This window comes from Paracoccus shanxieyensis (assembly GCF_009711265.1).
Classification (GTDB): Bacteria; Pseudomonadota; Alphaproteobacteria; order Rhodobacterales; family Rhodobacteraceae; genus Paracoccus; species Paracoccus shanxieyensis.
In genome coordinates, this window is record NZ_WMII01000001.1 from 185491 (window position 1) to 202699 (window position 17209).

The 17209-nt window shown below is 66.5% G+C and carries 19 protein-coding genes; 10 read left to right on the plus strand and 9 right to left on the minus strand.

What is annotated here, in order from left to right:
* Positions 1-41 precede the first annotated feature (41 nt).
* From GL284_RS00905 to GL284_RS00915, 3 genes are read left to right on the plus strand one after another with little or no spacing between them, the layout of a single operon-like run.
* Positions 42-1043 carry an NAD(P)/FAD-dependent oxidoreductase gene (locus GL284_RS00905; protein ID WP_155042766.1) on the plus strand — a complete coding sequence of 334 codons (1002 nt, stop codon included), beginning with the start codon at positions 42-44 and terminating at the stop codon, positions 1041-1043.
* A gap of 49 nt (positions 1044-1092) precedes the next feature.
* Positions 1093-1653, plus strand: a complete 561-nt coding sequence (locus GL284_RS00910; protein ID WP_155042767.1) for a DUF4202 domain-containing protein — start codon at positions 1093-1095, stop codon at positions 1651-1653.
* Positions 1646-2320, plus strand: a complete 675-nt coding sequence (locus tag GL284_RS00915; protein ID WP_341870261.1) for a sirohydrochlorin chelatase — start codon at positions 1646-1648, stop codon at positions 2318-2320. The genes GL284_RS00910 and GL284_RS00915 overlap by 8 nt, the downstream gene beginning before the upstream one ends.
* Positions 2321-2389: 69 nt before the next feature.
* On the opposite strand, the gene GL284_RS00920 is transcribed toward GL284_RS00915, so the two are convergent.
* Genes GL284_RS00920 through GL284_RS00945 form a run of 6 tightly spaced genes read right to left on the minus strand, consistent with a single transcriptional unit; the run spans position 2390 to position 8385 of the window.
* Positions 2390-5254: a valine--tRNA ligase gene (locus tag GL284_RS00920; protein ID WP_155042768.1), complete on the minus strand. Its 2865-nt coding sequence runs from the start codon at positions 5252-5254 to the stop codon at positions 2390-2392.
* A 60-nt stretch (positions 5255-5314) separates the two neighbouring features.
* Positions 5315-5980: a glutathione S-transferase family protein gene (locus GL284_RS00925; protein ID WP_155042769.1), complete on the minus strand. Its 666-nt coding sequence runs from the start codon at positions 5978-5980 to the stop codon at positions 5315-5317.
* Positions 5980-6609 carry a glutathione S-transferase family protein gene (locus GL284_RS00930; RefSeq protein ID WP_155042770.1) on the minus strand — a complete coding sequence of 210 codons (630 nt, stop codon included), beginning with the start codon at positions 6607-6609 and terminating at the stop codon, positions 5980-5982. Before GL284_RS00930 ends, GL284_RS00925 begins: the two co-directional genes overlap by 1 nt.
* Positions 6610-6612: 3 nt before the next feature.
* Complete coding sequence (locus GL284_RS00935; protein ID WP_155042771.1) at positions 6613-7245, minus strand: YceI family protein; 633 nt, start codon at positions 7243-7245, stop codon at positions 6613-6615.
* Entirely contained in the window at positions 7242-8021 is a 780-nt protein-coding gene (locus GL284_RS00940) for a VOC family protein (RefSeq protein ID WP_155042772.1), read from the minus strand. The genes GL284_RS00935 and GL284_RS00940 overlap by 4 nt, the downstream gene beginning before the upstream one ends.
* Before the next feature lie 10 nt (positions 8022-8031).
* Positions 8032-8385, minus strand: coding sequence for a DUF1428 domain-containing protein (locus tag GL284_RS00945; protein WP_155042773.1), 354 nt, complete (start codon positions 8383-8385; stop codon positions 8032-8034).
* An 85-nt stretch (positions 8386-8470) separates the two neighbouring features.
* Here GL284_RS00945 and GL284_RS00950 point away from each other — a divergent pair, with 85 nt between their 5' ends.
* A complete protein-coding gene (locus tag GL284_RS00950) occupies positions 8471-9181 on the plus strand; it encodes a winged helix-turn-helix transcriptional regulator (RefSeq protein ID WP_155042774.1) in 711 nt (236 codons plus the stop codon).
* On the opposite strand, the gene GL284_RS00955 is transcribed toward GL284_RS00950, so the two are convergent.
* Entirely contained in the window at positions 9115-9594 is a 480-nt protein-coding gene (locus GL284_RS00955; RefSeq protein ID WP_155042775.1) for a peroxiredoxin, read from the minus strand. The genes GL284_RS00950 and GL284_RS00955 overlap by 67 nt on opposite strands.
* Positions 9595-9670: 76 nt before the next feature.
* On the opposite strand from GL284_RS00955, the gene GL284_RS00960 reads away from it, so the two are divergent.
* Positions 9671-10837: an NAD(P)/FAD-dependent oxidoreductase gene (locus tag GL284_RS00960; protein ID WP_155042776.1), complete on the plus strand. Its 1167-nt coding sequence runs from the start codon at positions 9671-9673 to the stop codon at positions 10835-10837.
* Positions 10834-11394: a 16S rRNA (guanine(966)-N(2))-methyltransferase RsmD gene (rsmD, locus tag GL284_RS00965; protein WP_155042777.1), complete on the plus strand. Its 561-nt coding sequence runs from the start codon at positions 10834-10836 to the stop codon at positions 11392-11394. The genes GL284_RS00960 and rsmD overlap by 4 nt, the downstream gene beginning before the upstream one ends.
* Here the strand turns inward: rsmD and GL284_RS00970 are convergent.
* The gene (locus GL284_RS00970; protein ID WP_341870260.1) at positions 11391-11822 is read right to left on the minus strand and encodes an Lrp/AsnC family transcriptional regulator; all 432 of its coding nucleotides are present in this window, start codon (positions 11820-11822) and stop codon (positions 11391-11393) included. The two genes, rsmD and GL284_RS00970, sit on opposite strands and share 4 nt — an antisense overlap.
* A gap of 124 nt (positions 11823-11946) precedes the next feature.
* On the opposite strand from GL284_RS00970, the gene GL284_RS00975 reads away from it, so the two are divergent.
* On the plus strand, positions 11947-13089 hold the full coding sequence (locus tag GL284_RS00975) for a type III PLP-dependent enzyme (protein ID WP_155042779.1): 1143 nt from the start codon (positions 11947-11949) through the stop codon (positions 13087-13089).
* A gap of 73 nt (positions 13090-13162) precedes the next feature.
* Positions 13163-14188: a phospholipase effector Tle1 domain-containing protein gene (locus GL284_RS00980; protein ID WP_196216688.1), complete on the plus strand. Its 1026-nt coding sequence runs from the start codon at positions 13163-13165 to the stop codon at positions 14186-14188.
* Here GL284_RS00980 and metF read toward each other — a convergent pair.
* The gene (metF, locus tag GL284_RS00985; protein ID WP_155042781.1) at positions 14185-15042 is read right to left on the minus strand and encodes a methylenetetrahydrofolate reductase [NAD(P)H]; all 858 of its coding nucleotides are present in this window, start codon (positions 15040-15042) and stop codon (positions 14185-14187) included. The two genes, GL284_RS00980 and metF, sit on opposite strands and share 4 nt — an antisense overlap.
* Before the next feature lie 90 nt (positions 15043-15132).
* On the opposite strand from metF, the gene GL284_RS00990 reads away from it, so the two are divergent.
* The gene (locus GL284_RS00990; protein ID WP_155042782.1) at positions 15133-16050 is read left to right on the plus strand and encodes a LysR family transcriptional regulator; all 918 of its coding nucleotides are present in this window, start codon (positions 15133-15135) and stop codon (positions 16048-16050) included.
* Positions 16051-16126: 76 nt separating this feature from the next.
* Positions 16127-17182, plus strand: a complete 1056-nt coding sequence (locus GL284_RS00995) for a glycosyltransferase family 61 protein (RefSeq protein ID WP_155042783.1) — start codon at positions 16127-16129, stop codon at positions 17180-17182.
* The last annotated feature ends 27 nt before the right edge of the window (positions 17183-17209 follow it).

The following is a 17209-nucleotide window of genomic DNA, read 5'->3' on the forward strand; positions in this document are numbered from 1 at the left end:
CTAACTCCTTTTCGCAAGGCAATGCGGCAAGGGGCGGCGGAATGGCAAGCGAAATCACGGTGGCGGGGGCGGGCATCTTCGGGCTGTCCTGCGCATGGGCGCTGATCCGGCGCGGCCAACCCGTGCGCGTCATCGAGCGCGCGCGGATCGGCGCGGGGGCCTCGGGCGGGCATGTCGGCGCACTGGCCCCGCATGCGCCCGAGACATGGAACGCCAAGAAACAGGTGCAACTGGACGCACTGATCGCCGCCGCAGACTGGTGGGCCGAGGTGGCCGATATCGGCGGCACCGATCCCGGCTATGCCCGCACCGGCCGGATCCAGCCGGTGCCAAAGGGCGCCGAGGCGCGCATGGCCGAACGCATCGCGGGGGCCAGGGCGCATTGGCCCGCATGGGCGGGCATGGCGATGACGGATGCGCCCGAGGGGCCGCTGATTCCGGCCTCGGCTTCGGGGCTGTGGCTGGTGGACCGGCTGACGGCGCGCATCAACCCGCGCCGCGCCTGCGCCGCGCTGGCCGCCGCGATCCGCGCCAAGGGCGGCCAGATCATCGAGGGGACGCCCGCGCAAAGCCCCGCCATCTGGGCCACGGGCGCGGCTGGTCTTGCGGATTGGGGCGGCACTGGCGTCAAGGGCCAGTCGGCGCTGCTGGCCTTTCCGGCGGCGGACGCCCCGCAGGTCTTTGCCGACGGGCTGCATATCGTGCCGCATGGCGACGGGACCGTGGCCATCGGCTCGACCTCGGAACGCGACGTGACGGACCTTGGCACGGATGGGCAGCTTGACGCGCTGATCGCGCAGGCGCGCATGATCTGCCCGGCACTGGCGGATGCGCCGGTGATCGACCGCTGGGCCGGACTGCGCCCGCGCGCCAGATCCCGCGCCCCCATCCTCGGCGCATGGCCCGGCAGGCCCGGCGATTATGTGGCCAATGGCGGCTTCAAGATCGGGCTCGCCATGGCTCCGGCCTGCGCCGACATGCTGGCCACGCTGCTTCTGGACGGGCGCGACACCATCCCCCAGCCATTCCGCCTTCCGCATTGACCCCCAGCCCGACTGCGCCATGATGGCCAAAGCCAACCCCGAGGATCCCATGACCCGCCTGCAGACAGCCTTCGACGCCATCGACACCGCCAACGCCGCCGATCCGCATCTCGAAGCCGGCCAGCCCAAGGAACTGCTCTATGGCCAGCGCATGACAGCGGAACAGCAGGCGCTTTACCCCGATGCGTCCGAGCCGCTGCAGATCGCCTGCCGCGGCCAGCATATCGAACGCTGGCAACTGCCGCGCGATGCCTATGCCATGGACCGCCCCGGCTATCTGGCATGGCGCACCGAACAGGGCCGCCGCCATGCCACGCGGGTGGCAGGCATCATGCAGGATGCGGGCTATCCCGCCGAAGACGTGGCGCATTGCGAAAAGATGCTGATGAAGCAGGGCATCAAGCGCGACGATGACGTGCAGGCGCTGGAGGACGTGGCCTGTTTCACCTTCATCCGCTGGTATCTGGGCCCCTTCGCCGAAGGCCGCGACCCCGACGAACTGCAACGCATCGTCGAAAAGACCGCCCGCAAGATGTCGGCACAGGCCCGGATGATCGCACTGAAGGAATTCGACATCCCCGAACCCTTCGCCGAGGCCTTCCGTGCCTGACGCCCTGATCGTCGCGCATGGCCAGCCGGGTGATCCCGGCCCGCAACAGGCCGCGACACAGGATCTGGCCCGGCGCGTCGCCGCATACCTGCCGGGGATCTCCGTGCAGGGCGCGACGCTGGCGATGCCCGGCGCGCTGGACGTGGCGCGTGACGCGCGGCTGATCTATCCGATGTTCATGGCGACGGGCTGGTTCACGCGCAGCGAACTGCCCCGCCGCCTGCAACTTGCGGGCGCGGCCACCGCCCGCATCCTGCCGCCCTTCGGCAGCGATCCCGGCCTGCCTGTGCTGTGCCGCAGCCTGCTGGAACAGGCCGCCGCGGCGCAGGGCTGGCCGCTTCACGACACCCATATCCTGATCGCGGCGCATGGCTCGGGCCGCTCGCGCGCCCCGGCCGAGGCCGCGCGCAAGATGGCCGCCGACCTCGCGCCCCTGACCACCTCCTGCGGCTTCATCGAAGAAGCCCCCTTCATCGCCGATGCCGCCCGCGACCTGCCCTACCGCACGATCTGCCTGCCGCTGTTCGCCACCCGGGCCGAACATGTGACCGACGATTTGCCTCAGGCGCTAACCAAAGCCGGCTTCAAGGGCATCACCCTGCCCCCGATCGGCATGGCCGATGACGCCCCGGCGATGATCGCGGCAAGCATCAGGGCCGCGCTCTGAAGCGCGACCCTCTGGCCGTCCTTGTTTTTCAAATACCCAATCCGACCGCACCACCGGCGCGGCCAGCGGCTACATCGCGGCCAGCTGCGCCAAAGCACCCTTGATCCGGGCGATGTCATCTTCCAGCGCGGCCAGCTTCTCGCGGGTCTCCTCGATCACCTCCGGCCCGGCATTCTCGACGAATTTCGGGTTCGCCAGCCGTCCACGCAGCCCCGAGGCATCCTTCTCGGTCTTGCCGACCGATTTCTCCAGCCGCGCGGTTTCGGCCTTCACATCGATCATCTCGCCCACCGGCAGCGCGAAGCTCGCTCCCAGCGCCGCGACCGAGATCATGCCTGCCCCCATCGCCCCGGCCTGCGGCGGGTTCACCCGCGCCAGCCGCTCGATCAGCGGGGCATTCGCCGCAAGCGCCGCCTGCGCCGCCGCATCCGCCTCGGTCACGATCAGATCGGGACGCGCGCCTGCGGGCACGCCGATCTGCGCGCGGGCCGAGCGGATATTGTCGATGACCTGAATGACCCAGTTCATCTGCCGGTCGGCATCGGCGTCGATCAGTTCCGCGCCATATTCCGGCCAGTCGCCATGTACCAGCATCTTCGGCCGGTCCGCGGTCAGCGCCCACAGTTCCTCGGTGACGAAGGGCATGATCGGATGCAGCATGATAAAGCACTGATCCAGCACCCAGCCCATGGTCGCCTGCGTTTCGGCCGCGAATTCGCCATCGAACAGCGGTTTCGAGAATTCGACATACCAGTCGCAGACCTTGCCCCAGACAAAGGCGTAAAGCCCGGTCGCCGCATCGTTGAAGCGATAGCTGGCCAGCGCCTCATCCGTGGCCATGCGGATCCGCGCCACCTCGCCGATGATCCAGCGGTTCACCACGTTCTTCGCATCAGGCCGGGCGACACCGCCGCGCACGCCGTTCATCTCGGCAAAGCGGGTGGCGTTCCAGATCTTGGTGACGAAATTGCGGTTCGCCTCGACATGTTTCGGCCCCAGCTTGGGATCGCGGCCCATCGCGGCCATGCTGGTCAGCGTGAAGCGCAGCGCGTCCGCGCCGTATTCGTCGATCAGCGTCAGCGGGTCGATGACGTTGCCTTTCGACTTCGACATCTTCGCGCCCTTTTCGTCGCGCACCAGCCCGTGAACATAGACCGTGCGGAACGGCACATCGCCCACCACGGCAAGCTGCATCATCATCATCCGGGCGACCCAGAAAAAGATGATGTCGAACCCGGTGACCAACGTGCTGGTCGGGAAATAGCGCGCCAGTTCCGGCGTCTGTTCCGGCCAGCCCAGCGTGCCGATGGGCCACAGGCCCGAGCTGAACCATGTATCCAGCACATCGGGATCGCGGGTCAGCGCCTTGCCCGGCGCCAGCGCTTGCGCCGCGGCTTCATTCGCGGCGCAATACTGGTTGCCCTCGTCATCATACCACACCGGGATCTGATGCCCCCACCACAGCTGGCGCGAGATGGTCCAGGGCTCGATATTCTCCAGCCAGTGGAAATAGACCTTTTCGTGCTGTTCCGGCAGGATGCGGGTCTTGCCCGAGCGGACGGCCTCCAGCGCCGGGCCGACGATCTTTGCCGTATCGACGAACCACTGATCGGTCAGCATCGGCTCGATCACCACGCCGGAACGGTCGCCGAAGGGCTGCATGATCGGCTTGGCATCGACCACAGGCCGGCGCTCCATATGTTCGGCGCCGGTTTCCTTGTCGATTTCCTTGTGCAGATAGGTGACGGCCAGACCTTCGGCCGTGATCGCCTCGATCACAGTCTTGCGGGCGTCGTAACGGTCAAGGCCGCGCAGATCCTCGGGGACAAGGTTGACGTTCGAGACATCGCCCACATCCTCGCCCGCCGCGGCACGGCTGGCGATGGCGGCGCTTTCGGCATAGGACAGCCCGTCTGCACGCAGCGCGCCCTTGGTGTCCAGCAGCGCATAAAGCGGGATGCCATTGCGCATCGCCACGCCGTAATCGTTGAAATCATGCGCGCCGGTGATCTTGACCGCGCCCGAGCCGAAATGCGGATCGGGATATTCATCTGTGATGATCGGGATCAGGCGGCGGTGCTCCTTGGGCCCGACCGGGATTTCCACCAGCTTGCCGACGATGGGGGCATAGCGGGCATCGTCGGGATGCACCGCGACCGCGCCATCGCCCAGCATGGTTTCGGGCCGGGTCGTCGCGATGCTGATATAGTCGCGGGTTTCGCGCAGGGTGACGTTGCCGTCCTCGTCGCGTTCGACATATTCATAGCTTTCGCCACCCGCCAGCGGGTATTTGAAATGCCACATATGGCCGGGGGTTTCGCGGCTTTCGACCTCAAGATCGGAAATCGCGGTCTCGAAATGCGGGTCCCAGTTGACCAGACGCTTGCCGCGATAGATCAGGCCTTTGTCATACATGTCGACAAAGACCTTGATGACGGCATCGTGGAAATTGCCCTCTTCGCCAGCGGGCGCACCCGGCGCGCCGGACATGGTGAAGGCATTGCGCGACCAGTCGCAGCTTGCCCCCAGACGCTTCAGCTGGCCGATGATCGTGTCGCCGGATTCCTGTTTCCACGCCCAGACCTTCTGCAGGAACGCCTCGCGCCCGATCTGGCGGCGGCCCGGTTCCTGACGTTCGGCCATGCGGCGTTCGACCACCATCTGGGTGGCGATCCCGGCATGGTCCTGTCCGGGCTGCCACAGCGTGTCGAAGCCACGCATCCGGTGCCAGCGCACAAGGATGTCCTGCAAGGTATTGTTCAGCGCGTGACCGATATGCAGGCTGCCGGTGACGTTCGGCGGCGGGATCACGACCGAAAAGCTGTCCGCCCCCGGCTTTGCATTGGCTCCGGCAGCAAAGGCGTCCGTTGCCGCCCATTCCGCTGCGATGCGCGTCTCGGCGCTTTCGGCGTCGAAGTTCTTTTCCATGGCCATGTCGTCACCCCATCAATCGCGACCGGGGATAGCGAAAGGCGCACGAAATGCCAACAGGCGCTAGGTCATGAAGCGCGCGGGAATGCGGTCCTGAAACGGGAAATACCGAAACCACGGCTTCGCCTCGTCCAGCACCCGCGCACATGAGGGGCGCTGCACCAGCCGGTCGAAATACGCCCGCATCGCGGGATGGTCGTCAAACGGATGGATCGCCCCGGCATAGAACAGCGCCGGCAGCGCCGCACAATCGGCCAGCGAAAACGCCCCTGCCGCCCAATCGCCCTGCCCCGACAGGTGGCGCTCGGCCACGCGATAGGCGCGGTCCAGCTTGTCGCGGGCCTGTTCCACGATGACCGGATCGCGGCGTTCGGGCGGGCGCAGCGCGTCATCGACGATCTTTTGCATGACCAGCTGGATGTTCATGTCGAAAAAGCGGTCCCACAGCCGGATGGGCAGCGCGGCCTGAGGATCGGCGGGCAGCATGCGCGACTGCGCCGGATGGTTCAGGTCCAGATGTTCGATCATGATCGAGCTTTCGGCGATCCGCGTGGCGCCGTCCTGCAGCACCGGAAACTGCCGCATGGGCCACAGGCTTTCCAGAAGCGCCGCATCCTCGGGCTTTGTCAGGTCGATCGGATGCGGCGTGAATTCGCGCTGCGTGTCATAAAGCGCGACCAGAGGCTTCCAGCAAAAGGACGACAGCGGGTGATAAAACAGTGTCAGCATCACGCGGCCTGCGCGAAATGCGCCAGTTGTTCCGCCAGCGCCTGCTGAAAGGCCGGGCGCGCGGTAATCCGGTCCTGATAAGCCTTCAGCCCCGGATAGGGCGCGATTTCCCCAAGGCCATCGACGATGCGCAGAATGTCGGCCATCAGGATATCGGCCACGGTGAACCGGTCTGCGGCGATGAATTCGCGCCCCTGCAGCACCGTTTCAAGCTGGCCAAGCCGGTCGTGCAGCCATGGCAGGACAATGCCCTCGGCGGCCGGGTCCTGCTTGATCCAGCGCGCCATGGCCAGCATCATCGCGGGCGGTTCCAGCGTGTTCAGCGCGGCGATCAGCCATTGCTGGGCCTTGACCCGGTCCGCCGCGCCCTCGGGCATCAGCGCGGGGTGGCGTTCGCCCAGATACAGCAGGATCGCGCCGCTTTCAAAGATCGACAGATCGCCGTCGCGCAGCATCGGCACCTGACCAAAGGGCTGGCGGGCGAAGTGCTGGGGTGTCTTGCCGCTGAGGCTGGTCGATTCGATGCGATAGGGCAGCCCCGCCTCATGGCAGGCCCAGCGGATGCGCAGGTCGCGGACATAGCCCTTGGCCATATCGGGAACCCAGTCATAGGTGGTGATGGTCAGCATGGCTTACTCCTGCCGGACGAATTCGGCATCTATCTGGATGGGGATGGGCGCGGTGAAGAACGCATTCAGCCCATAGGCCTGCGGGTCGATTTCGGTAGTGGCCTGAATGCCGATCAGATCGCGGATGATGGGGTTTCCCTGCGCGTCGCCGGTATAGCCCTTGCCCGCGCCGATCAGCGTCACATCGAAAGTGGCGGGATGGGTGCGGCCCATCAGCGTCAACTGCCCTGCGACCGTGCCGCGGGTATTGCCGTCCGCGGTGAAGCTGTCCGACACGAAGCTTGCCTGCGGATTGGCCACCGCGTTCAGGTAATCCGCACCCAGCAAGACCTCTTTGAAGCCCGCAACCGGGGTCGACAGGCTGTCGATCGCGACATGCGCCTCAAGCCGGTTCTGCGTCGGATCGTCGGGGTTCCATTCCAGCACGCCGTCGGGCGCGTCAAAGCGGAACAGGCTGTAGGAAAATCCCAGATGCAGCACGCGGGCGATGACGGCGGTGTGCATCGGGTCCAGCCGATAGCTGCCCGCCGCCGCCGCATGGAAATCCCTTTGCCCATGCGGCACATCGGCGGGGCTGTAGTCCTGCGCCGCCACCGGGGCGGCGCAGAGGATCGCAAGGCAAAGCGCGCGGATCATGCCGTCTGCGCCTTGGGGCCGACGATGGCGAAATGCGCGCCATTCGGATCCTGCGCCACGGCGATGAAGGCGGGGCCCGGAACCTCGACCGGGCCGTGCATGACCGTGCCGCCCGCCGCTTCGATGCGCTGGATCGCGGCATCGACGCCGTTCACGCCGAAATAGGGCAGCCAGCACGGACGGGGCGCATTGCCCAGCCCCATCATGCCGCCGATCTGCGTGCCCTGCCATGTGAACAGCTGGTAATTGCCCATCTCTCCCATCGGCATGGTGTCGGACTTGGCCCAGCCGAACATTTCGGCATAGAAGTCGAAGCCCGCCTCGGGGTCGGTGGACATCAGTTCGATCCAGTTGCCGTGGCTTTCCTTCTGCTGATTCCATGCCCCGGTATCGACGCCGGGCTGCGGATCCATCGCGGCGGGTTGCAGGATGCTGAAGACAGCCCCCTGCGGGTCCGAGACCACCGCGAACCTCCCGGTTCCGGGAATATCGGCAGGCCCGTGCAGCAGCTTGCCGCCCAGGGTCGCGATCTTGTCGGCTGCCGCATCGACATCGTCCACGTCGAAATAGACCGCCCAGAACGCAGGCGTGTCGTCCATCGCCTCATAGAGGCCCGCGATCATGTCGCCGCCATGGCTGGCAAGGTGATAGGTAAAGCCGTCCATCCCGGCATCGGCGATGCGCCAGCCAAACAGCTTGGCATAGAAATCGCCGGTCCGCGCCAGCGCGCCTTTGGGGGTGGTCAGTTCAAACCAGCAGGGTTTTCCGTGAAACATGACCGCCCCCTCAGCTTTCGTCCACCACGGGCTCGAACCCGCCCCACATCATGCGCATGCCGTCAAAGGGCATCTCGGGCATCTTCTGCATCTCGGGGTCGTCCATCATCTTGGCATAGGCGGCGTCCGCCGTGACCCGGTCCGGCCATTCGATCCACGAAAACACCACGGTTTCGTCATCCTTGGCCTGCGTCGCCATGTAGAAATCCGTGACCTTGCCGCGCGGCACATCGACGCCCCAATTCTCGATCAGGCGGATGGCGCCCAGGCGCTTGAACATCGGCGCGGCCATCTTGGCATGGTCGATATAAGCCTGCTTGTTCGCGGTCGGCACCGCCAGCAGAAACCCCGAGTAGTAAGTCATCGCTTCCTCCTCTGTGGCGCGATATGCGCCGGTGATTCCAAGGCTGGCACTTGCAGTATTAAAAAGCAACTGATAATATCTTTACATGACTGATCCCGCAAAATCCCGCCTGCGCTATGATGAGGGCTGCCTTGGCGCCCATGCGCTGAACACCATCGGCGACCGCTGGGGGCTGCTGGTGGTGCGGGAACTGATGTTTGCGCCCAAAAGGTTTCAGATGATCCGCGCCGGGTTGCCGGGGATCACCGCCAGCGTGCTGACGCAGCGGCTGGGGCAACTGGCCGATGCGGGGGTGGTCGATCACGACCCGGCGCTGGGGATCTATGCGCTGACGGATCGGGGCCGCGCGCTGCATCCCGTCCTGCGCGAGCTGTGCCGCTGGGCGCTGCTGCTGCCGGGGCATGACCCGATGCGGCATATCAGCGTCTCGGCGCTGATGATCTCGATGTCCGCGACGGTCGATCTGGCGGCTGCGGCGGGGTCCGGGCTGGTCGCGGGCGTGATCTCGGGGCCCGAGCAGTTTCGCGTGACATTCGATCCGGCAGGCGCGCCGCAGGTGCGGGCCGTGCGTCAGGCGGGGGGCGATTTCACCTTGCAGGGCAGCGGCAACGATCTGGCCTTTGCCATCTACGGGCCCGGCCCGGTCGCCATGTCCATGGCGGGGCGGGTGGCGCTGGCCGGCGATCGCGATGCCGCCCAGCGTTTTTGCGGGGTGTTCAGCCTGTCGCCTCAGACCAGATCCAGCAGCGACTCGCCCGAGGAAATGGTGCAGGCGCCGGGGCTTTCCTCGACCTGAAATTCGGTCACGACACCGCCATCGACCAGCATCGCATAGCGCTTCGAGCGGCCGTTGACCCAGCCCGCGCCTTCGATGTTCATGCCAAGCGCCTTGGTCCAGCTGCCATCGGCATCGGCCAGAACCTCGATCCCCGCATCGCCCGCGCCGGTCGATTTCGACCATGCGCCCGCGACAAAGGGGTCGTTGACGGTGACACAGATCACGCGCGACACGCCCTTTTCGCGGAACTTGTCGGCATTCTTCACGAAGCTGGGCATGTGGCTGTTGCTGCAGGTCGGCGTATAGGCCCCCGGCACGGCAAAGATCGCGACCTTGCCGGTCAGATCCTGAACCTTGACGGTTTCCGGGCCGTTCTCGCCCAGCTTGACCAGCTCACCCGCGGGCAGCTTGTCCCCTTTTGCGATTGCCATGCGCTTCCTCCATGAATTGCATCGGTTCGGGCCGGACTATAGGGTGCGCTCCGCGAAACACCAGCGGGGGCGTGGCATGAATATCGTGATCCTAGGCGCGGGTCAGGCGGCGGCATCGCTGGCGGCGCGGCTGCGGGCGCTTGGCCATACAGGCGGGGTCACGGTCATCGGCGATGAGCCCGCGCCGCCCTATCAGCGCCCCCCCTTGTCCAAGGCCTATCTGCTGGGAGAGATGGGGCTGGACCGGCTGACGCTGCGCGCGCCGGACTGGTGGCAGGAACAGGGCATCACGCTGCGCCTTGGCTGCCGCGCCACGGCCATCGACCGGGCCCGGCGCGAGGTGCAGACCGACGCAGGCCCGCTGCCCTATGACGCCTTGGCGCTGACGCTGGGCGCCGCGCCGCGCCGGTTGCCTGCGGCCATGGGCGGCGATCTGGCGCATGTGCATGTGGTGCGCGATCTGGCCGACATCGCCGGGCTGCGGCCTGCGATGGGGACCGGGCGGCGGCTGGTGGTGATCGGCGGCGGCTATGTCGGGCTTGAGGCGGCGGCGGTCGCCCGCAAGCTGGGGCTAGAGGTCACGCTGGTCGAGGCCGCGCCGCGCATCCTTGGCCGCGTCGCCGCCCCCCAGACCGCCGACATGATCCGCGCGCTGCAGGAACGCCATGGCGTGCGGATCATCGAAGGCACGGCCATCACGGGCATTTCCGATGGCGTGGCTCTGGCAGACGGGCGCGTGCTGCCTGCCGATCTGGTGATCTGCGGCATCGGCGTGTCGCCCCGCACCGCATTGGCCGAGGCGGCGGGGCTGCAGATCGACAACGGCATCGCCGTCGATGCGCAGGGCCGCAGCAGCGATCCGGCGATCTGGGCGGCGGGCGATTGCGCCAGCTTTCCCGGCCCCGATGGGCGGATGCGGCTGGAAAGTGTCGGCAATGCCATCGACATGGCGGAAACCGTCGCCGCGAACATGCTGGGTGCGGCCACGCCCTATGTGCCGAAACCGTGGTTCTGGTCGGATCAGTTCGACGCCAAGCTGCAGATCGCCGGGCTGAACGCCGGATATGACCGGGTGGTGACGCGGCCCGGCTCGGTCTGGTATTACCGCGCGGGGCGGCTGATCGCGGTGGACGCGCTGAACGACGCCCGCGCCTATATGATCGGCAAGCGCCTGATCGAGGCCGGCACATCGCCCCTGCCCGAAACCGTGGCCAGCGCCACCGACCTGAAGGCCCTGCTATGAGGATCATCGGCGGCAATCTGCGCGGTCTGAAACTGGCCGATGTGGGTGCGGGGGACGCACAGGCGCATCTGCGCCCCACGACCGACCGGGTGCGGGAATCGATGTTCAACCTGCTGGTGAACGGCACGCATGGAAACCCCATTCCGGGCGCGCGCGTCCTGGACCTGTTCGCAGGCACCGGCGCATTGGGGCTTGAGGCGCTGTCGCGCGGCGCGGCCCGCGTGGCCTTTGTCGATGACGGCGTGGCGGCGCGGGCCCTGCTGCGCGCCAATATCGAAAAGGCCCGCGCCATGGGCGTCACAGATGTCTGGCGGCGCGATGCCACCAATCTGGGAGAGAACCGCGCCAAGGGCTATGATCTGGTGTTTCTGGACCCGCCCTATGGCAAGGGCATGGGCGAGGTGGCGCTGGCCAACGCCCTGAAAGGCGGCTGGATCGCCCCGCAGGGCATGGTGGTCTGGGAGGAATCCACCGCGCCCCCGGTGGTCGCCGGCCTGACCCAGATCGACCAGCGCAAATATGGCGACACGGTGGTGACGCTGCTGCGCCCCGCCTAGGTCGCGCGGTCCAGCTTGGTGGACAGGTGGATCAGGCTTTCGCTGCTGCGCACGCCGGTCAATCCGCCGATCTGGTCCAGCACATCGTCCAGCTGGCTGGTCGATCCGGCCGCCAGTTGCAGCAGAATGTCGACACGCCCGCTGGTGGTGTGGATGCGTTCGACCTCGGGCAGGTTGCGCAGGCGCGTCAGGATCCCGGCCTGAGATCGCGGCTCGATGGTCAAAAGGCATGTGGCGCGGATGCGGCTTTCGCGGGCGCTATCGCCCAGCCGCAGGGTATATCCGGCAATCGCTCCGCTGGTTTCCAGCCGCTCGAGTCGGGCCTGCACGGTCGAGCGTGCCACCTTCAGCCGCCGCGCCAGCACCGCAACCGACAGCCGCGCATCCTGCGCCAGATAGGCCAGAATCCCCCGATCAAGCTCGTCCACGACCCCCCCTGTCATAATGACGAAAACCCTGTCGTTTTACCGGATCTGCCGGGCAGTTCCACCACTTTCGCTGCTGCGTCCGCCCCACATCGCGCGCAACCTGTAAGAAATCAGGGGATGGCAGATGGGACTGACAGAAAGCCGCGCACCCGCAGTCTGGACGAACCCGGCGCAGATCGTGCGCGACATGCAGCCCGATCATCCGGTCATGGCCTTTGCCCCCAGCGTGCTGCGCGCGCAGGCGCGGCGGTTTCTGCAGGGCTTTCCGGGGCTTGTCACCTATGCGGTCAAGGCCAATCCCGACAGGCGGGTGATCCGCACGCTGGCCTTGGCGGGGATCACGGGCTTCGATGTGGCGTCCCCGGCCGAGATCGACCTGATCGGGCGGCTGGTGCCCGGCGCGGCGCGGCATTACCACAACCCGGTGCGGTCGCGGGCGGAAATCGACCATGCCGTTGCTGCGGGCGTAGGGGTCTGGTCGGTCGATTGCCCGTCCGAGCTGGAAAAGCTGTGCGCCGCCCTGCCGCAGGCTGCGGAAATCGCGGTGCGCTTCAAGCTGCCGATCAAAGGGGCGGCCTATGATTTCGGCTCGAAATTCGGGGCGACGCCCGATCTTGCCGCTGAACTGCTGCGGGTGGTGGCGGCGCGGGGCCATTCGCCCTCGTTGACATTCCATCCCGGCACGCAATGCACCGATCCGCGCGCATGGGATGGCTATATCCGCATGGCGGCGCAGATTTCCCGCCTGGCCGGGATCCGCATTCACCGCCTGAATGTCGGCGGCGGCTTTCCGTCGCATCGCGTGAACGGCGTCGCGCCGGATCTGGCGGCGATCTTTGCGCAGATCCGCCGCAGCGTCGCGGTGTTTGCCGACGCGCCGCTACTGGTCTGCGAACCGGGCCGGGCGCTTTGCGGCGATGCCTTTTCGCTGATCACCCGCATCAAGGCTGTGCGCGATTCCGACATCTTCCTGAATGACGGCGTCTATGGCGGCCTGACCGAATTGCCCCAGATCGGCAATCTGGACAGGATCGAGGTGCTGACGCCCGACGGCCAGCCGCGTGAAGGCACGGTGCGGCCCCGCACGGTCTTTGGCCCGACCTGCGATTCACTTGACCGATTGCCGGGGGAACTCGCCCTGCCCGGCAATGTGTCCGAGGGCGATTTTGTGGTGTTCCATGGTGCGGGTGCTTATTCCACGGTTACGAATACGCAATTCAACGGCTTCGGGCAGATGGCGCAGGTTTCTGTCAAGGCATTTTCATAAAGCCGCCACCTTAGCGTCGCGAAGGACTGCTAGCGTCCCGGTCATGCAGCCCGACGCGCCCCCTGTTTGCCAAGTGGTCCTGCTGGACGGGACCTTCGCCTCATTGACCGAGGGGCAATGCTCGTCAATCGCGCGCATCCATGCGCTGATCGTGAACCAGCCGGGGGTGCAGCTGCATTACGCGCCGGGCCAGCAATGGGCGGCATGGCGCACCGTGCCACAGCTGATCTCGGGGCAGTCGCTGGATGACAGCATCCTGTCGGCCTATGCGTGGCTGGCGCGTCACTGGCGGCCGGGCAACCCTCTGTTTCTGTTCGGATATTCGCGCGGCGGCATCGGCGTCTGCGCGCTGGCCGACATGATCCATCGCATCGGCCTGCCGCGGCCGGAACATGCGACCGCCGACACCATCGCCGCAGCATGGCAGCATTACCGGCACGAAACCGGCGCCCGGCTGGACCCCGCGCTGTGCCACCCTGAAGTGCCCGTGCAGATGCTGGGCCTGCTGGACATGGTGATGTCGCTGGGTCTGCGCCTGCCCTTCAGCCGCACCATATCCGAGCCCCGGTTCCGATATTCCAAGGGCCATATCGCCCCGAATGTCCGGCGGGGCGCGCATGCGCTGGCGCTGGACGAAACCCGGCAGGCCTTTGCCCCGGTGCTGTGGGCCGGGGATCAGGCGGATGAGCGGGTGGAACAGATGTGGTTTCGCGGTTGCCATTCCGACATTGGCGGCCAGCTTGGCCGCTTCGAAGCGGCGCGCCCCTTGGCGAATGTGCCGCTGGTCTGGCTGCTGTCGCAGGCCGAAAAGGCGGGACTGCCGCTGGCCGCTGGCTGGCGCGCGGCGCTGCCTTGCGACACGCAGGCGCGCTCGGTCGGGTCATGGCGCAGTTGGGGCAAGATCTTCCTGATGCGGGCGGCACGCCAGCCGGGGCTGGATCTCAGCGAATTGCTGCACGCCTCGGTCACGCGGCCCTATGCCGGTCCCGCGCATCTGGTCGGGCATCTGGAAACCGCGCGCGCCCAGTCCCGGCGCCGGTTGCCCAAGCTGCGCCTGCCCGGCAGGCCGGGCAGCGGCAGGGATTCGGCCCCGGCTTAGGCGGCAAGTTCGGGCTTGGCGGCGACGCCCATCGCGTCGCAGACCTTCAGCACCAGTTCGGGCTTGTTCAGCGTATAGAAATGCAGGATGTCCACGCCGCCATCCACCAGATCCTGACACAGCCGCACGCAGGTCTCCAGCGCCAGCTGCGCCTCGCCGGCCTTGCCTGCGGCGGCAAAGGCGTCCTCGGCCCATTGCGGCACGCTGGTGCCGCAGCGTTCGGCAAAGCGCCGGGTGCCCGCCCAGCTTTGGATCGGCAGGATGCCGGGAATGATGCGGGCCGTGACGCCCGCGCGTTCCGCCTGATCGCGGAAGCGGAAGAACGTGTCGGCATCAAAGAAGAACTGCGTGATGGCGCTGGTCGCGCCCCCATCGGACTTGCGCTTGAGCCATGCCACATCGGCGGAGGTGTCGGGGCTTTCGGGGTGCGGCTCGGGATAGGCGCCGCAGCGGATGGTCATGTCGCCCCGCGCGGCGATCGCCTCGATCAGCTGGATCGAATTGGCAAAGCCATCGGGATGCGGCGCGAACCGGTCCTGCCCCTGCGGCGCATCGCCCCGCAGCGCCACGATCTCATGCACGCCCGCCGCCGCGTAATCCGCGACGATCTGCATGGTTTCTTCGCGCGTGGCATCGACGCAGGTCAGGTGCGCCGCGACATTCAGCCCGTAATGCGTGGAAAGTGCCGTCACCGCCTCATGCGTCAGTTGACGCGTCGTGCCGCCCGCGCCATAGGTCACCGAGACGAATTCCGGCCCCAGCGGCGCCAGCGCCCGCGCGGTTTCCCACAGCCGGAACGACTGATCCAGATTTTTGGGCGGGAAGAACTCGAAACTGATCGCGGGTGTCGTCATTGCACTATCCTTTTGTCGCAAGGCTTTTGACATGGCCGGTGACGTGAGACAAATTCATAATCCTCAACATCGTCATGAATCGCAGTCATCATGCATCTGGAACTTCGTCACCTGCGCAGCCTGCGCGCCATCCATGAACAAGGCGGCCTTGCCCGCGCCGCCGAGGTGCTGAACCTGACGCAATCGGCGCTGTCGCATCAGATCAAGGCGCTTGAGGAACAGGCCGGGGTCGAGTTGTTCTTGCGCAAGACCAAGCCCCTGCGGCTCTCGGGTGCGGGGATGCGCCTGCTGCGCACCGCCGAACAGGTGCTGCCGATGATCGCCGCCGCCGAGGCCGAGTTCCGCGCCGTCGAGTTGGGCCGCGCCGGTCGCCTGCATGTGGCGATGGAATGTCACCATTGTTTCGACTGGCTTTTGCCGGTGCTGGACCAGTTCCGCCGCGCCTGGCCCGAGGTCGATCTGGACATCCGCACCAGCCTTGCCCTGAAGGCCCTGCCCGCGCTGGTGCGCGGACAGGTGGATATGGTGATCTCGTCCGATCCCGAAGAGATGGAGGGCGTGGCCTATCAGCCGCTGTTCGACTATGCGCCGACCATGGTGCTGGCCGCCAACCATCCGCTGATCGCCAAGGGCTATGCCGAGCCGCAGGATTTCGCCGACCAGACGCTGATCACCTATCCGATGGACCGGGCGCGGCTGGATGTGTTTTCGCAGTTTCTGGACCCGGCCGGGGTCGAGCCCGCGCATCACCGCGTCATCGAACAGACGGCGGTGGCGCTGATGCTGATCGCCTCGGGGCGCGGGGTGGCGGTGATGCCCGACTGGGTGCTGCGCGCCCATGCCGCCAATCCGGAACTGGCCATGCTGCCGCTGGGTCCGCAGGGCATGTTGCGCAGGCTTTATGCCGCGGTGCGCAGCGACGATCTGAACCAGCCCTTCATGGTCCATGTCCTGCGGCTGGCCCGGACCGAGCCGATGCGCATGATGCGGGCGCTGTCGCAGCCATGACGCAAGGCAACACTTCCCAAAGACATCCGGGACGGTAATATGACACACGACAAAGTTGCATGATGAAAGATCCCCGTTGTTTGCCGCCACGCTTCTTGCCCAACGACTGACCACGCGCATCTCATGCAAGCTGGGCCGCAATCCGGGCGATGAGACCATCGCCGCCGAGGTGGTGATCGTCTCGCCCGATGAAATGGCCGAACGTCCTGCCGCCTTCGCGCTGCCGGGCCAGATGGACCGGGTAAAGGCCACGCCGCCCGACACCAACCTGCCCAACGAAATGTCGCGCATCGGCGGCGGGCCGATCCTGCATGACGCGACCAAGGCGATGCTGTTGCGCAATGTGCAGTATTTCGACGGCTTCATCTATTGCCACGGCGCGCGCCGTCAGCAGGTGGTGCGCCCCGAACCAATCATCTCAGGCGGCCCGGTCGAACACATCGCCGAATGCAGCCTGCCCGCCACGACCGTGGGGGACCAGTTCTTCGGGCATTTCCTGATCGACGATTCCTCGGCCGCGCTGCTGGCGCCGCGATTTGCCACGCCTCGCCTGCCGCGCCCGACCCTGCAACAGACGTGGTCGCACGCCCGGCCCTATCGCGACCGGCTGGGGCTGTCGGCTGCGCAGATCGGCACGGCCCGCATCGACCGCGCATGGGTGTTTCGCGACCACGGCATGACCGCCGACCGCCGCGCCCGCATGGCCGAACTGCGCCGCAGGATGCGGGCGCCGGGCGGCGAACGGCAGGGGCATGGCGTCTTCATCCTGCGCAGCGGCGGGCAGGCGCGCAATCTGCTGAACGAGGCCGCGATTGCCGATCAGCTGTCGCGCGAGGGCTTTGAGATCGTCGACCCCGCCCGCCAGTCCGTCGCGGACATCGCCGCGAAGCTGCACGATGCCGCGCTGGTCTGCTCGGTCGAAGGCAGCGCCTTTGCGCATGGCCTTTTGTCGATGGCCGAAGGTGCGGCCATGGTCGCGATCCAGCCGCCCTTCCGCTTCAACAATCCTTGGAAGGATTACACCGACGCGCTGGGGATGGGCTATGGCTATGTCGTGGCCGAAGGCGGACCCACGGAATTCAGTCTGGATGTCGACAGCCTGATGCGCACGCTGGAGCTTGCATCGGTTTGACATTTCCGGACAATCGTTCGAATAATC

Bases quoted from the DNA above. Each gene is read 5' to 3' on its own strand.
- GL284_RS00940 (WP_155042772.1), bottom strand. From the start codon at position 8,021: ATGTTTCACGGAAAACCCTGCTGGTTTGAACTGACCACCCCCAAAGGC.
- GL284_RS00910 (WP_155042767.1), top strand. From the start codon at position 1,093: ATGACCCGCCTGCAGACAGCCTTCGACGCCATCGACACCGCCAACGCC.
- GL284_RS00990 (WP_155042782.1), top strand. From the start codon at position 15,133: ATGCATCTGGAACTTCGTCACCTGCGCAGCCTGCGCGCCATCCATGAA.
- metF (WP_155042781.1), bottom strand. From the start codon at position 15,042: ATGACGACACCCGCGATCAGTTTCGAGTTCTTCCCGCCCAAAAATCTG.
- GL284_RS00905 (WP_155042766.1), top strand. From the start codon at position 42: ATGGCAAGCGAAATCACGGTGGCGGGGGCGGGCATCTTCGGGCTGTCC.
- GL284_RS00945 (WP_155042773.1), bottom strand. From the start codon at position 8,385: ATGACTTACTACTCGGGGTTTCTGCTGGCGGTGCCGACCGCGAACAAG.
- GL284_RS00925 (WP_155042769.1), bottom strand. From the start codon at position 5,980: ATGCTGACACTGTTTTATCACCCGCTGTCGTCCTTTTGCTGGAAGCCT.
- GL284_RS00955 (WP_155042775.1), bottom strand. From the start codon at position 9,594: ATGGCAATCGCAAAAGGGGACAAGCTGCCCGCGGGTGAGCTGGTCAAG.
- GL284_RS00975 (WP_155042779.1), top strand. From the start codon at position 11,947: ATGGGACTGACAGAAAGCCGCGCACCCGCAGTCTGGACGAACCCGGCG.
- rsmD (WP_155042777.1), top strand. From the start codon at position 10,834: ATGAGGATCATCGGCGGCAATCTGCGCGGTCTGAAACTGGCCGATGTG.
- GL284_RS00920 (WP_155042768.1), bottom strand. From the start codon at position 5,254: ATGGCCATGGAAAAGAACTTCGACGCCGAAAGCGCCGAGACGCGCATC.
- GL284_RS00930 (WP_155042770.1), bottom strand. From the start codon at position 6,609: ATGCTGACCATCACCACCTATGACTGGGTTCCCGATATGGCCAAGGGC.
- GL284_RS00935 (WP_155042771.1), bottom strand. From the start codon at position 7,245: ATGATCCGCGCGCTTTGCCTTGCGATCCTCTGCGCCGCCCCGGTGGCG.
- GL284_RS00960 (WP_155042776.1), top strand. From the start codon at position 9,671: ATGAATATCGTGATCCTAGGCGCGGGTCAGGCGGCGGCATCGCTGGCG.
- GL284_RS00950 (WP_155042774.1), top strand. From the start codon at position 8,471: ATGACTGATCCCGCAAAATCCCGCCTGCGCTATGATGAGGGCTGCCTT.